Source organism: Streptomyces sp. NBC_01335, from assembly GCF_035953295.1.
Classification (GTDB): Bacteria; Actinomycetota; Actinomycetes; order Streptomycetales; family Streptomycetaceae; genus Streptomyces.
This window is the reverse complement of sequence record NZ_CP108370.1, coordinates 7,778,803-7,792,516: the sequence shown is the minus strand read 5'-3', so window position 1 is coordinate 7,792,516 and position 13,714 is coordinate 7,778,803. Positions and strand designations below refer to the sequence as shown.

11 protein-coding genes are annotated in these 13,714 nt (G+C 71.7%); 6 read left to right on the top strand and 5 right to left on the bottom strand.

The window, feature by feature from the left end:
- Window positions 1–197 precede the first annotated feature (197 nt).
- Entirely contained in the window at window positions 198–1,853 is a 1,656-nt protein-coding gene (locus OG599_RS32880) for an RICIN domain-containing protein (RefSeq protein WP_327179614.1), read from the top strand.
- 62 nt (window positions 1,854–1,915) lie between these two features.
- Here the strand turns inward: OG599_RS32880 and OG599_RS32875 are convergent, their stop codons facing one another.
- From OG599_RS32875 to OG599_RS32860, 4 genes are all read right to left on the bottom strand, one after another.
- Window positions 1,916–3,739: a glycoside hydrolase family 2 protein gene (locus OG599_RS32875; RefSeq protein ID WP_327179613.1), complete on the bottom strand. Its 1,824-nt coding sequence runs from the start codon at window positions 3,737–3,739 to the stop codon at window positions 1,916–1,918.
- A gap of 74 nt (window positions 3,740–3,813) precedes the next feature.
- Entirely contained in the window at window positions 3,814–4,713 is a 900-nt protein-coding gene (locus OG599_RS32870) for a carbohydrate ABC transporter permease (RefSeq protein WP_327179612.1), read from the bottom strand.
- A gap of 2 nt (window positions 4,714–4,715) precedes the next feature.
- The gene (locus tag OG599_RS32865) at window positions 4,716–5,648 is read right to left on the bottom strand and encodes a carbohydrate ABC transporter permease (protein ID WP_327179611.1); all 933 of its coding nucleotides are present in this window, start codon (window positions 5,646–5,648) and stop codon (window positions 4,716–4,718) included.
- A gap of 22 nt (window positions 5,649–5,670) precedes the next feature.
- Window positions 5,671–7,050, bottom strand: coding sequence for an extracellular solute-binding protein (locus OG599_RS32860; protein ID WP_327179610.1), 1,380 nt, complete (start codon window positions 7,048–7,050; stop codon window positions 5,671–5,673).
- Window positions 7,051–7,319: 269 nt separating this feature from the next.
- Here OG599_RS32860 and OG599_RS32855 point away from each other — a divergent pair, with 269 nt between their 5' ends.
- Window positions 7,320–8,390: a LacI family DNA-binding transcriptional regulator gene (locus OG599_RS32855; RefSeq protein ID WP_327179609.1), complete on the top strand. Its 1,071-nt coding sequence runs from the start codon at window positions 7,320–7,322 to the stop codon at window positions 8,388–8,390.
- Between the two features lie 100 nt (window positions 8,391–8,490).
- Here the strand turns inward: OG599_RS32855 and OG599_RS32850 are convergent, their stop codons facing one another.
- Window positions 8,491–9,150 (bottom strand): HAD family hydrolase, encoded by a 660-nt coding sequence (locus OG599_RS32850; RefSeq protein WP_442809627.1) that lies wholly within the window; start codon window positions 9,148–9,150, stop codon window positions 8,491–8,493.
- A 224-nt stretch (window positions 9,151–9,374) separates the two neighbouring features.
- Here OG599_RS32850 and OG599_RS32845 point away from each other — a divergent pair, with 224 nt between their 5' ends.
- From OG599_RS32845 to OG599_RS32830, 4 genes are all read left to right on the top strand, one after another.
- Window positions 9,375–10,655: a DUF6357 family protein gene (locus tag OG599_RS32845; RefSeq protein ID WP_327179607.1), complete on the top strand. Its 1,281-nt coding sequence runs from the start codon at window positions 9,375–9,377 to the stop codon at window positions 10,653–10,655.
- Window positions 10,656–10,980: 325 nt separating this feature from the next.
- Window positions 10,981–11,556 carry a SigE family RNA polymerase sigma factor gene (locus tag OG599_RS32840; protein ID WP_327179606.1) on the top strand — a complete coding sequence of 192 codons (576 nt, stop codon included), beginning with the start codon at window positions 10,981–10,983 and terminating at the stop codon, window positions 11,554–11,556.
- Window positions 11,557–11,569: 13 nt separating this feature from the next.
- Window positions 11,570–11,926, top strand: a complete 357-nt coding sequence (locus OG599_RS32835) for a hypothetical protein (protein WP_327179605.1) — start codon at window positions 11,570–11,572, stop codon at window positions 11,924–11,926.
- Complete coding sequence (locus tag OG599_RS32830; RefSeq protein ID WP_327179604.1) at window positions 11,923–13,626, top strand: dolichyl-phosphate-mannose--protein mannosyltransferase; 1,704 nt, start codon at window positions 11,923–11,925, stop codon at window positions 13,624–13,626. Before OG599_RS32835 ends, OG599_RS32830 begins: the two co-directional genes overlap by 4 nt.
- Window positions 13,627–13,714: the final 88 nt, after the last annotated feature.

Here is a 13,714-nt window from a genome sequence, read left to right as displayed (position 1 = left end):
ACGAACCCGAAGAGACGACAGCCGCGGCCCGCACCCGCAGGCCGCCCTGTCGCGCCACCGCGCCTTCAGGAAGGACTCCCGTGCTCTTCTCCTTACGTCGACCGCCCCGTTCCGCCCCCTCCTCCCTCTCCGCCCGGTCCTCCCGCCCGGTCCCCCCGACCGGCGGTCACCGTGCCGGACGGCCGGTACGAGCCGTCGTGACGGTCGTGGTCGCCGTGCTGACCGTGGCACTCACGGCGGCGGGTGCGTCGGCCCTGCCCGTTCCCGTACGGTCCGTCGCCTCCGCACTCCCCGGATCCGTGCCCCGGGCCGCCTCCCTCGCGGCCACCGGCACACCCCTGGGCAGCGGTACCGGCCTCTACCCCCGTGCAATCCGGCTGGAGCACAGCGGCGCCGCCAACGGCCGGGTGCTCGCGAGCGTCGTGTCCTTCGACGGCAACAACGGCATCGGCGCCATCCACGAGAGCACCGACGCCGGAGCCACCTTCCGGCAGGTGGGCAGGATCGCCGACCCGGAGTCCGCGAACGGGCAGGGCCTCTGCTGCTCCACCCTGTTCGAACTTCCGCAGCAGGTCGGATCCCTGCCCGCGGGCACGCTGCTGTGGGCCTCCTCGGCCGGACAGGACGAGGCCGACCGGCGGATGGACCTGCGCGTCTGGCGCAGCGGTGACGTGGGCCGCACCTGGTCGTACCTCTCCTCCTGTGCCACCGCGACCGGGACCAGTGGGCTGTGGGAACCGGAGTTCTCCGTGGCCGCCGACGGCGCGCTCGTCTGCCACTACTCCGACGAGACGGATCCGGCCCACTCCCAGAAGCTGGTCGCCGTGCGCAGCTACGACGGGATCCACTGGCAGGACCGGCACGACACGGTGGCCGGCTCCTGGCAACCGGACCGGCCGGGCATGCCCGTGGTGCGCAGGCTGCCGAACGGCACGTACCTGATGAGCTACGAGATCTGCAATCCGGGTGGGCAGTACCAGTGCGTGGTGCACTACCGCACCTCTGCGGACGGCTGGGACTGGGGCTCGCCCACCTCCCTGGGGTACCGCCCGGAGACGGTGGACGGCAAGTACTTCCGCGCCGCGCCCACCCTCGCCTGGGCCCCCGCGCCCGGCGGCGGGGCGAACGGCCGGATCCTGCTCATCGGCCAGCAGCTCCTCAACCGTGACGGCACGCCCGCGGCGGAGAGCGGGCGCACCATCCTCGCCAACACGGAGAACGGCACGGGTCCGTGGTACGAGATCGAGGCCCCGGTACGGGTCGCGGCGCCGACCGCGACCTACTGCCCGAACTACAGCTCTCCGCTGCTGCCTTCCGCCGACGGAAGCACGGTGCTGCAGATCGCGACGGACTGGGACGGCTCCGTCTGCCGCCCGTACGTGGCGACCGGTTCGCTCACCGGCAGCGGCGACGCGGCCGGAGTCGTGGACGGGGCGGTGTACCGGCTGGTCAACGCCAACAGCGGGCACTGCCTGGACGTGGCCGGCGACTCCCGTGCCGCGGGCGGAAACGTCCAGCAGTGGACCTGCAACGGCCTGGGTCCGCAGGAGTGGACCCTGCGGGCGCACGGCGGCGGCTCCTTCACGCTCACCGCCCGCAACAGCGGCTACTGCCTGGACGTGGAGAACGGCTCCGCCACCGCCGGCGCGAACGTCCGCCAGTGGTACTGCAACGCGCTGGCGGCACAGGACTGGCGGCTGGAGAACGCCGGGCGCGGCTACTACCGCCTCGTGGTGAGGTCCGCCGGGCAGTGTCTGGACGTCGCCCAGGGCTCGCGTACCGCGGGGGCGAACGTCCAGCAGTGGACGTGCAACGGCCGGCAGCCGCAGCTCTGGCAGCTCCAGCGGGCCTGAGACCGGCGGTTCCCAGCGGGTGCCCGGCCTTCCCGGGCCGGGCACCCGCCGATCCGCGCCCGTCAGCCCGCGTCGGGTCCTTCGACGGCGGCGGGCCGCAGCTGGGCCTCCCGGATGCGGGCGATGTCGAGCTTGGTTCCGCGGTCGAAGCGGTAGACGCCGTTCTGCTCCTGGAACACGTCGGTCAACTGGGTGTAGCAGTAGCCGAACATGTCCGGGTCGTCCAGCAGCACTCCGGTGAGGCCGGCGAAGCGTTCGTGGAACTCGTCCTCGGTACGCACCCGGTCGCCGTAGCCCCAGGAGAGCGTGCGGTCGCTGCCGGATTGCTCGGCGGCGGCCTCGGGGTCCCACCAGATGCCGCCGAACTCGCTGACGAAGTAGGGCTGGCCCCGGTACGGCTGGGAGTAGGCTGCGCCGTTCTCGTACGCGTTGACGAAGGGCTCGCCCTTGGCGAGTCCGGAGACGAGCTGCCGGAAGGCGGCGGGGTCCTGTTCGTAGGTGTGGGAGTCGTAGATGTCGGTCTCCAGGACCCGGTGGGCGTAGCCGGAGGCGTCGATCACGGGGCGGGAGGTGTCCATGGCCTTGGTGGCGAGGAACATCGCCCGGGTCACGTCGTCGAGCTGGGTGATGCGGTCGTGGAGCTTCTGGTAGGTCTCGTTCAGCGGGCACCAGCCGACGATCGAGGGGTGGGAGTAGTCGCGTTCGACGGCTTCGAGCCACTGGGCGACGAAGGAGGCGTCGGGGCGCTGGTTGTCGCCGGAGGACCCGCCGACCTCGCAGCCCCAGTCGCCGAACTCTCCCCAGACGAGGTATCCGAGCCGGTCGGCGTGGTGGAGGAAGCGCTCCTCGAAGACCTTCTGGTGCAGCCGGGCCCCGTTGAAGCCGGCCTCCATCGCGAGCTCGATGTCGCGGACGAGGGCCTCGTCGGAGGGGGCGGTCATCAGCCCGTCCGGGTACCAGCCCTGGTCGAGGACGAGGCGCTGGAAGCGGGGGCGGCCGTTGAGGAGCACGGTTCGGCCCCGGATGGCGACGGCGCGCAGACCCGCGTAGCTCTCGACGCTGTCGGCCACCTCGCCCTTTTCGTCGAGGAGTTCGAGCCGCAGGTCGTAGAGGAACGGGTCCTCCGGGCTCCATTCGCGGCGCCTGCCCTCCGGGAGGGCGAGGTGCAGCCGGGGCGCGAGATCCAGGTCGGCGCGCACCTCGGCACGGCAGACCTCGCCCGCCGTGTCGCTGACGACGGCGCGTACGCGGTGGCCGGGGCGGTTGGCCGACAGGGGCAGTTCGACGGAGAAGGCGGCGCCGGCCAGGTCGGGGGTGATGCGGGGGCGGCGCAGGTGCGCTTCGGGTACGGGTTCGGCCCAGACGGTCTGCCAGATTCCGGTGGTCCGCGTGTAGTTGCAGTCGTGGTTGGCGTACTGGATCGCCTGCTTACCGCGGGCCTGGGGGCCGGACTTCGGGTCGCGGGCGCGGACGGTGATCTCCACCTCCCGTCCGGCCGGGGCGAGTTCGCCGAGGTCCGCGGTGAAGGGGGTGAAGCCGCCCCGGTGCCGCACCACTTCGGTGCCGTCCACCCAGACGGTGGTGTCGTGGTCGACGGCGCCGAAGTGCAGCAGCACACGGCGGCCCGCCCATGCGGCGGGCGGGGTGAACCGGCGCCGGTACCAGACGGCTTCCAGGAAGTCGGTGTCCCCGACGCCCGAGAGCTCGGACTCGGGGGCGAAGGGAACGAGGATCTCGCCGGTGAGGTCACGGTCGAGGAGTCCTCGTTCGAGGCCGCTGTCCCCCTGGTCGGTCTCGAACTGCCAGGTCCCGTTGAGGTTGAGCCAGTCGCGGCGGACGAACTGCGGCCGCGGGTACTCCGGACGGGGGACGGAGGGGGTGTGCACAGAGACTCCAGTCGGATGGTGGTGGGGGCCGGACGCCGCCCAGGGTGTCCGGCGGGTACGAGTGGTCAGGGGGGTCAGCCGCCGCCGAGGCCGGTGGTGGCCACGGAGTTGACGATGCGCCGCTGGAAGAGGAGGAACATCACGATCAGCGGGGCCGCCGACAGCAGGGCGGACGCCATGGACCCGGCGTACTGGATGCCGTAGGCGTCCTTGACGGTGGCGAGGCCGACGGGGAGCGTCATGAGGTCGGGGTCGTTGGTGACGACGAAGGGCCACATGAAGTTGTTCCACGCACCGATGAAGACGAAGATCGATACGGCGGAGACGATCGGGCGGGACAGCGGAAGGACGATCGACCGGAACACCCGGAGTTCGGACGCGCCGTCGATGCGGGCGGCGTCCTCCAGTTCGCGGGGGATGCCGTCGAAGAAGCGCTTGAGGATGAAGACCATCATGGGGGCCACGACCTGCGGCAGGATGACCGCCGCGTAGGTGTCGACCAGGTGGAACGTCGTCATCTGCTCGAAGAGCGGGACGATGAGCAGCTGGGGCGGGACCATGATCGCGGCGACGGTGACGGCGAGCAGGGCGCGCTTGCCGCGGAAGGTGCCGCGGGAGAACCCGTACGCGGCGAGAGTGGAGACGGCCACGGTGAGCACGGTGACCAGGGCCGCGATCAGCACGCTGTTGAAGGCCCAGGTCGGAACGTTTCCCCGGTCGATGATCTGCCGGTAGGCGGCCAGTGTGAAGGCCCCCTTGAACGGCGACAGGCCCGACTTCATCACGTCCTGCTCGCTCTGCAGCGAGGTGGCGACCGCCCAGAGGAAGGGCAGTAGCCAGACGACGGCGAGAACGGTCAGCGCGGTCCCGGCGAGGACGCGGGGCAGCCGTCCGTGGCCGAGCAGCAGGGGGGACCCGGACTCCTCGCGGCGCGGTCGGCGCGGCCGGCGGACGGGGGTGGAGACGGCGGACACGGTCAGCCCTCCTGACGGAAGAAGCGGAGCTGCACGACGGAGACGACGATGACGAGCGCGAAGAAGACGTAACTGACCGCGGAGGCGTAGCCCAGCCGGTATCCGGTGAAGCCGACGTCGTAGACGTACTCCAGGATCGGGCGGGTCGAGCCGTTGGGGCCGCCCTTGGTGAGGATGTAGATCTGGTCGAACACCTTGAGCGAGGCGAGCACCTGGAGCATGGCGACCAGGACGGTGGTGTGCCGCAACTGCGGCAGGGTGACGGACCACAGGCGCCGCCAGGCGCCGGCGCCGTCGAGCGCGGCGGCCTCGTCGAAGGTGACGGGCAGCGATTGCAGGGCCGAGAGGTAGAGCAGGAAGTTGAAGCCCACCGTCCACCAGACGGTGAGGGCCGCCACGGACCACATCGCCACCGACTCGTCGGAGAGCCACCCGACGGGATCCAGGCCGAGGGACGTCAGCAGCTGGTTCCCGAAGCCGATGTCGGGCTGGTAGAGCCATGTCCAGATGAGCGTGACCACCGTGACGGGCAGCAGGTACGGGGCGAAGTAGGCGAGGCGCCACACCCACTGGCCGACCAGTCCGCTGTGCACGAGCAGCGCCATGACCAGGGCCATCACGACGAGCGGCACGCAGGATATGAGGGTGAAGACGACGGTGTTGCCGAGGCTGCTCCAGACGTCCGGGTCACCGAACGCCTCGGCGTAGTTGGCGAGTCCGACGAACTCGGGGTCGTGCAGGGTGAGGGAGGCGTCGGTGAGGCTCATCCAGAGGCCCTGGACGACGGGCCAGACCAGGAAGAGCCCGAAGAACACCAGGAACGGGAGGACGAACAGGGCTCCGCCGCCGGTGAGGGAGCGGCGGCGCCGGGGCTCGGGCGGGGCTTCGGAGGCGTGCGGTGGCGCCGTGGCTCCGGCGGGTGCGGTGGTGGTCACGATGCGGCTCCTTCGGCTGTCGTCAGGCGACCGGGTTGGGCTGGCGCAGCAGGGTGTCCGCTTCCCGGACCATCTGCCGTACCGCCTTCTCGGCGGAGGTGTTGCCCAGCAGCGCCGACTGGAGCGGCTGGCACATGCGGTTCTGGAAGTTGCCGCCCGCTCCGGCGAACCAGTTCGGCGGGTCGAGTACGGCGATCTCGGCCGCGGCCGCGTAGGAGGACTGGGGGTCGAGCTCCGCGTACTCGGGGCGGGCCTGGACCGGCAGGTAGGCGGGGATGTGTCCGGCGCTCGCCCAGGTCAGGCTCTGCTTGATGATCTCGGCGACGTACCGGTGGGCCTCGCGGCGCCGGGCGGGGTCGGGGTCGTCCTGGTGCGGCAGGACGAAGCTGTGCGAGTCGGCGTAGACGGCCGGCCGGTCGAAGATCTTCGGGAAGGGGGCGGCCCCGAGGTTCTTGATGCCGGACTTCCGGAAGGTGGGCAGCTCCCACTCGCCGGCCATGATCATGCCGCCGCGGCCGTCCATGAAGGCGGCCATCGCGCCGTTGTAGTCGAGGTTGTTGGGGTTCGTCCGGCCGTCGAAGAGCTGCTTCATGAAGGTCACGACCTTCACTGCCGCCTCGACGTCGATCTTCGGCGGCCCGCCGTCGGGCAGCGTGAAGGAGGCGCCGGTCTGGGCGTACAGCGCCAGGAACTGCCGCCAGCTCTGGGCGGTGTCGGTGACGTGGCCGAAGAGGATGCCGGAGTGCCCCGTGGCCTTGGCCAGCTGCTTTCCGGCGTCCAGCAGCGCTTCGGGCGAGCCCATCGGCGCCAGTCGGCCGGACGGGTCGAGCAGACCGGCTTTGTGGGCCACGTCCTTGTCGTAGAAGACGATGAACGGGTGGACGTCCAGCGGGATCGCGTAGACCGTGCCGGCGTGCTGGGCGCGCTTCCACACGGCGGGTGCGAAGTCCTTCTCCGTCACGCCGTACTCGGCCAGCAGGTCCAGGTCGAAGGGGTCGAGCAGGCCACCGGGTGCGTATCCGGCCAGGCGCGACAAGTGCATGACCGCGACGTCCGAAGCCCGGCCGCCGGCCGCCGACATGGCGAGTTTCGTGTAGTACGACGGGCCCCAGTCCAGGATGGTGCGGTCCACGTGGAACCCGTCGGCGCCCCGGGAGACCGCCGCGATCATCTCGTCCATCAGCATGCCGTCGCCGCCCTGGAACAGGTCCCACACCTTCAGCGAGGAGGGCCCTGAGGAGCCGGCCGGGGACGCGCAGCCGGCCAGCGGGCCCGCGGTCAGGAGCGCCGTCGCCCCGGCCGCCCCGTACCGGAACAGCCGACGGCGGCCGACGCCGGGCGACGCGTCGGGACTCGGGCCCCAGGCGCCAAGTGGCCTGCGGGCAAGGGGTGCAGAGCTCATCACTGACCTTTCGACGGCCGGACGACGTGCCCGGCCGAGGGCAGGCGCCATCGGCACGGCAGCCGTCGGCCGCCCGCGCACATCGGGGTGATCCGCACCGGGTCCACCAGTGCGGTGCCCTGTTTTTACATCGATGTACATTGGCTGTAAAGAGTTGCGTCGTCGCCTGTGTTCCGGAGCCGCCCCTCACCCGGCGCCCAGGAGCCCGCCCCGGACCGCCCGGGAGGCAGCCATAGACTCGGGACGTACCAAGGGCAGGGAGGTGGCTGGTGGCACGGCCGAGGATCAAGGACGTCGCACGGCACGCGGGGGTGTCGGAGAAGACGGTGTCCAACGTGCTCAACGACTACGTCCACGTCTCCGAGCGGACCCGGCGGGTGGTGCAGGAGGCGATCGACCACCTCGGCTACCGCATCAACCTCGCCGGGCGGCATCTGCGCAGCGGCCGGACGGGCATCATCGCCCTGGTGGTGCCGGAGCTCGACGTCCCGTACTTCGCCGAGCTGGCCCGGCACGTGGTCCGGGAGGCCGAGGCACGCTCCCTGACCGTGCTGATCCACCAGTCGGGCGGGGACCGGGAGCGGGAACGGGCGGCGCTGGCCGGCTTCGGCTCCACCTTCGTGGACGGTGTCATCCTCAGCCCGCTGGCCCTGGCTCCGGAGGACCTGACCGCCCACGCCGGACCGCCGCCGACCGTCCTGCTGGGCGAGTTGCTGACCGACGGCGCCGACCACGTGGCGATCGACAACGAACGCGCGGCCCACGAGGCCACCGCTCACCTGCTCGCGCAGGGGCGTCGTCACATCCTCACGGTCGGCGGCCTGGACGACGGGGCGGTCGGCACCGCGCAGGCGCGTACCCGGGGCTTCCTCGCCGCGCTCGCCGGGGCGGGCATCGCGCACGATCCCGCCTCGCTGCTGCCGGTGGACGCGTTCCACATGAGCGACGGGGCCGCCGCGGTCCACCGGGTGCTGGCCGAAGGCGGCCGCCCGGACGCGCTCCTGTGCCTCAACGACCAGCTGGCGCTGGGCGCGTTGCGGGCACTGCACTCCTTCGGGGCCCGGGTGCCCGAGGACGTGGCCGTCATCGGCTTCGACGACGTGGAGGGCGGCCGGTACAGCGTGCCGTCACTGAGCACGGTCTCCCCGGACAAGGAGGCGGTGGCCCGGGTCGCGGTGGACCTGCTGCTGCGCCGTATCGACGAGGCGACGCGTCCGGGTTCCGGGCCGGACGACGAGGGCCGCCCCGGATCGGCACACCCGCAGGACCGCGTCGTGGCGCACCGCCTCGTCCTGCGCGAGAGCACCGAGGGAGCGGCGGTACGCGACGGGGTCTGGTGAGCGGTGGGGTGGGTGAGCGGTGGACCCGGCGAGCACCGGACTGCGGAGTGCGGCGTAGCCCGGCGAGCACCCGGCACACCGCTCCCCGTACGCGGCACGGTCAGAAGAGTTCCAGGAGTTCGGTCAACGACGTGATGGAGGCGACCTGCCCCCTGGGGGCCTGCTCCGTGGGGACCTGCCCCGTGGGGGCCTGCTCCGTCGGCGCCTTCCGGGACAGCGCCCGGCCCTCGTATCCCAGCGCCATCGCCGCGGAGACGAGTTCCGGGAGGTCGTCGACGAACAGGCACTCGGACGGCTTGAGACCGAGCCCGGTGCTGGCGTGGTGGTACATGCGCGGGTCGGGCTTCTCGCAGCCGAGCACCGCGGAGATCGCGTACGTCTCGAAGTAGTCGTGGATGCCCAGCCCGTCGTGCAGATCGGGCAGGTCCGGCCAGGCGTCCGACACCACGGCCATCCGGACGCCGCGCCGCTTCAGCTCGGCGAGCGTGTCGAGTACGTCCGGGAACAGTTCGAGCACCACCGAGGGATGCACGTCACGGCGTAGCCGAGCGAGGAGTTCGGGCGTCGGCCGAAGCCCGAGACGGCCGAGCAGCACGCGGTGATAGTCGTCGTAGTCGGGTGTGCCGGGGAAGTCGTCCATGAACCGATCGCCGGCGGCGATGGCGTCGGCGAAGCGGTGGGGGGCGATCGAGGGATCGTGCGCCAGGACGTTCTCCTCGAAATCGGCGCGCGGATTCCACCGGCCCCCGATGGGCCGCATGAGCACTCCGCCCGAGTCGAACAGAACCGCTCGAAGGTCCGAAGAGGGCGGTTTCGACGAGGGCGACAAGGAAGAGGGCGATAAGGAAGGCGTCACCGGCCCAGTCTGGCCCACACGCGCGTATCGACGGCGTCGATGGCCGGAAGCCGACGTCGCGACGGCGGGCCCCGTCCACGAGGCCGGCCGGTCAGACCGGTGCAGGCAACGCGGCCTAGTCTCTCCTCATGGGGAAGACCGAGTCCACGAGAGACGTCATCTTTACGCGCGGGAGTGGCTGGATCCCGAACGTGATCCGCGAGGACGGCGAACTGAAGCTGACGCTCGGTGCCGGGGCCGATGCCAACCATGAGCCTCGCACGTTCACGTTCCCGATCGGGGAAGCCCATCTCGCCGTGATCCGGGCGGACTTGTCCAGGCACCTGCTGCTGTGGAGTGCGGTTCTCCCGCTGTGTGACGCCGCCGGAACCCGGGGGCGGCTCGACGAGAACGCCGCCGTCGCGCTCCTGGACCCGATCCTTCTCTCCCCGCCCGCCGACGTCGACGCGCTCTTCCGGCGCATCCGGTGGGACGAGGGCCGGCTCGTCGCCCACGGGGCCGACATCCCTCTGCTCGACCGCGGTCAGGTCTGCGCGGCGATGCGCGCGGCGACGGAGACGTCCAACGGGAAACGGGCTCAGGAACACCACGCGGCCCGCCGTCGCGCCCAGCGCGGAACAGTACTCGGTCCACTCGACACCGCGATTCTGAAGTACACGGGCCAGTACCTGCACCGCGCGACGGTTCCGAAGCGGATGCTTCATGCCGTCGAGCCCGCGTTGCGGCCCGAGGTCCTGCGTGTGATCGCGACCGCGGAGCAGGCGTGCGCCGGGATGCGGATCGGCCGCGATCCGCGACGGGGAAAGCGCGCCACGGACAAGCGCGACTGGGACCGGATGGCGACGGCGGTCGACGCGGCCGTGCGCCGTGCGCACCCTGAACTCGTCGACGACGCGGTGCGTACCGTGAGCTTCCTGATGTGTTCGGAGGCCGCGGACCGCTCCAGGAACACGCCCATGGCGGACGACGAGGAGACCGCCGGCGACCGCGCCGGCTTCGGCGGGGGTGCGAGGAAGACGACTCTGTCGTTCACCGACGACAAGGGAACCGAGAAGAAGTGGCACTCGGCCGATTCCCGCTCCGCCTCGGCGGAGTTCTGGGAGTTCGTCGCTGATCGGTCCGCCTCGGACAACGAGGTGTTCACCATCGAGGACGAGGAAATGGGCGAAGGGATCCAGCTCCACTTCTACGCGGACTCCGTCGCCCGGGTCACGACGGTGCGCGAGGGTGAAGCGGGGTCGGATCCGGAGTACCGGGTCGAGTACAGCCTGGTCGACGGGATCGCCGGCTACCGGGAGCTGGTGAGCGCCTTCGTCCGCGGCGGCTGCGCCGCGCTCGGTCAGTACGGTCCTTGGATGTCGGACGTCGCCGAGTTCGAGCGGGCGCGCCGACGGCGCGGCCCCGGGTAGTCCCGGGCGGGAGTCCGCACGTGCGCCGTCGGCAGAACCTGCCGGGGAGCGGGCAGTACGGGATCGACGATGAGCGCGCCCGGCCATGCCCGGCGCAGCGCGAGGAGCACCTCGTCGTCGAACCCTCAACCCCCATGTGATGCGGACCACATGGCGGAAGTGCATAGCAGGGCGGGCGCCAGTGTCTTTGTCAGTGGTGGAGGACGTTTCCGCGGTCGTGCGGCGGCGTACGGGGTGTCGGCGTGTGCGCCGCTCCGCTGTCGACGGGAGTCGCGGCGGTGCCGGTGCGCTGTCGGGCCGGCGGTGAGGTGAGGGGGCGAGAGTGATGGGGCGATCGTGGGCCGAGGAGTTCGACCGGTTCGTCACGGTCCGGTGGCCCGCCCTGCTCCATCTGGCGCGGCTGCTCACCGGCGGGGACCGGCACCGGGCGGAGGACCTGCTCCAGGAGGCGCTGGTCAAGCTCTGGTTCGCCTGGCCGAGGGTGGCCGATCAGGCGCCCGAGGCGTACGTGCGCAGGATCCTCGTCCGTACCGCGGCCCGCTCGGCGCGGCGGCGCTGGTGGGGCGAGCAGCCCGTGGACACGCTGCCCGATCCGCCCGGGGCGGCGGACGAGACGGCCGCGGTGGACGAACGGACCCGGCTGGAGGCCGCGTTGGCGTTGCTCCCCGCGCGGCAGCGGGCCGCGGTGGTGCTGCGCTACTACCAGGACCTGCCCGAAGGCTCCGTCGCCGAAGCCCTGGGATGCCCGGTGGGTACGGCCCGTTCGCTGACGGCACGCGGCGTCGCACGGCTGCGGAGGCTTCTGGCAGAGACGGCCACGACGACCGGGACAGCTGAACCAGTCGGGCCAGGGCCAGTCGGATCAGCCGGATCGGTCGGATCAGCCGGATCGGTCGAGTGAAGGAGGAGGAACCATGGACCACTTCGAGCAGGAACTGACGCGGATGATGCGCGACGGCCGGGAGGACGCGCCCTTCGACGACCGTCGCCGGTACCGGCTCCGGGCCGCCGTGCGCGCCCGGCAGCGGACCCGGACGGCCTGGATGGCCACCGGGTCCGTGCTGACCGTCGCCGGGCTCGGGATCGTGCTGACGGTCCTGTCGGGCTCCCTCGCGGACGGCGGGCCGGCCGGCCCTTCGCCCCGTCCCGTCACTTCCGCCGAGTCGGTCCCGGCGCCGTCGACGGCCCGCCTCGCCCCCACGGCGCCCGCGGAGACCTCGACCGCCGGGGCGGCCTCCCTGCGCGCTCCGAGAGGCGGCCGCGTTCAGTGAGCGCCGACCCCGCGGGCCTGCGCCCCGCCCGGGTGCGTGCGGCGGACTCCGTCTCCTGGGAGCAGCGGCTGCGGCGATTCGGGTACGGCGCGCGCCCGACGCCGTCCGTGCGCGACCGCCTGGTCGTACCGTTTCCCGAGCCCGCGTCGTGGCCGTGGCGGGCGCTGGGGCTGTCGCGGGCGGCGGCGCGCCGTCCCGGTTGGAGCGGGCCGCTGCTGGTGACGCTCCTCGCCGGGCTGCCGCGGTTCTGGCATCTGGGCAGCCCGCGCGCGGTCGTGTTCGACGAGACGTACTACGCCAAGGACGCCTGGTCCCTGCTGCAACTCGGCTACGAGAGCGGCTGGCCGGACCGTACGGTCTCGGACCCGCAGATCCTGGGCCGACCCCAGGTGATCCCGCTCTCCGACACCGGGGCCTTCGTCGCGCATCCGCCGACGGGGAAGTGGGTGATCGCCCTCGGCGAGTGGATGTTCGGGCTGAACCCGTTCGGCTGGCGCTTCATGATGGCGGCCCTCGGCACGCTTTCGGTACTGATGCTGTGCCGGATCGGGCGTCGTCTGTTCCGTTCGACGTGGCTGGGCTGCCTGGCCGGAGCGCTGATGGCCGTGGACGGGCTGCACTTCGTGATGAGCCGCACCGCCCTGCTGGACCTCGTCGTCATGTTCTTCGTCCAGGCGGCGTTCGGGTGCCTGCTCGTCGACCGGGACCGTGCGAGGGCCCGGATCGCGGCGGCCCTGCCGGTCGACGAGGAAGGCCGGACGCGCCCGGACGGTCCCACCGGCGACCGTGCCGGAACCGGCCTGCGCCCCTGGCGGATCGCGGCCGGACTCTTCCTGGGGCTTGCGGCGTCGGCCAAGTGGAACGGCCTGTACTTCCTCGCCTTCTTCGTGGTCCTCACCCTGCTGTGGGACGTCGGCGCCCGCCGCGTCGCGGGGGCGTACCGCCCCTGGCGCGCGGTGCTCCGCAGGGACCTCGGCCGGTCGGTGCTGTCGCTCGTACCGGTCGCCGTCGTGACGTATCTGCTGACCTGGACGGGCTGGTTCCTGTCCGACAACGGCTACGGACGCCACTGGGCGGACGGCCGAGGCGGCACCTGGTCGTGGATTCCGGCCCCGCTGCGCAGCCTGTGGCACTACGAGTACGGGGTGTACCGGTTCAACGTGGGACTGCACGCTCCGCACCCGTACGAGTCGGATCCGTGGAGCTGGCTGGTCCTCGGCCGCCCTGTGCTGTTCTCCTACGCGTCACCGCAGTCCGGGACGAACGGCTGTCCCCCGTACGGGAGTTGCTCACAGGTGGTCCTCGCCCTGGGGACTCCGCTCCTGTGGTGGTCGGGGTGCTGCGCTCTCGTCTATGTGCTGTACCGGTGGGTGCTGCGGCGGGACTGGCGCTGCGGGGCCGTGCTGTGTGCCGTGGCTGCCGGGTATCTGCCCTGGTTCCTGTACCGGGACCGGACGGTCTTCTCCTTCTACGCGGTCGTCTTCGTGCCGTACCTGTGCCTGGCCGTGACGGTGATGCTGGCGGCTCTCGCGGGGCCGCCGGGGGCGGCCGACGGGCGCCGGTTGCGCGGAACGGCGGCCGCGGGTCTGCTGCTCCTGCTCGTCGTCTGGAACTTCGTCCACTTCTTCCCGGTCTACACGGGTGAGACGATCCCGTACGCCGGCTGGCGGGCCAGGATGTGGCTCGACACCTGGATCTGAGGCCCGGTCACGGACCGCGGTACGGCCTCCTCGTCCAGGGACCCGAGGGGCGGGCCGTACCGGTCAGGCGCTCCGGGTTCCGCACGAC

Excerpts from the sequence above, each read along its gene's own strand:
- OG599_RS32860 (WP_327179610.1), bottom strand. The coding sequence starts at position 7,050 with ATGAGCTCTGCACCCCTTGCCCGCAGGCCACTTGGCGCCTGGGGCCCG.
- OG599_RS32850 (WP_442809627.1), bottom strand. The coding sequence starts at position 9,150 with ATGCGGCCCATCGGGGGCCGGTGGAATCCGCGCGCCGATTTCGAGGAG.
- OG599_RS32845 (WP_327179607.1), top strand. The coding sequence starts at position 9,375 with ATGGGGAAGACCGAGTCCACGAGAGACGTCATCTTTACGCGCGGGAGT.
- OG599_RS32840 (WP_327179606.1), top strand. The coding sequence starts at position 10,981 with ATGGGGCGATCGTGGGCCGAGGAGTTCGACCGGTTCGTCACGGTCCGG.
- OG599_RS32835 (WP_327179605.1), top strand. The coding sequence starts at position 11,570 with ATGGACCACTTCGAGCAGGAACTGACGCGGATGATGCGCGACGGCCGG.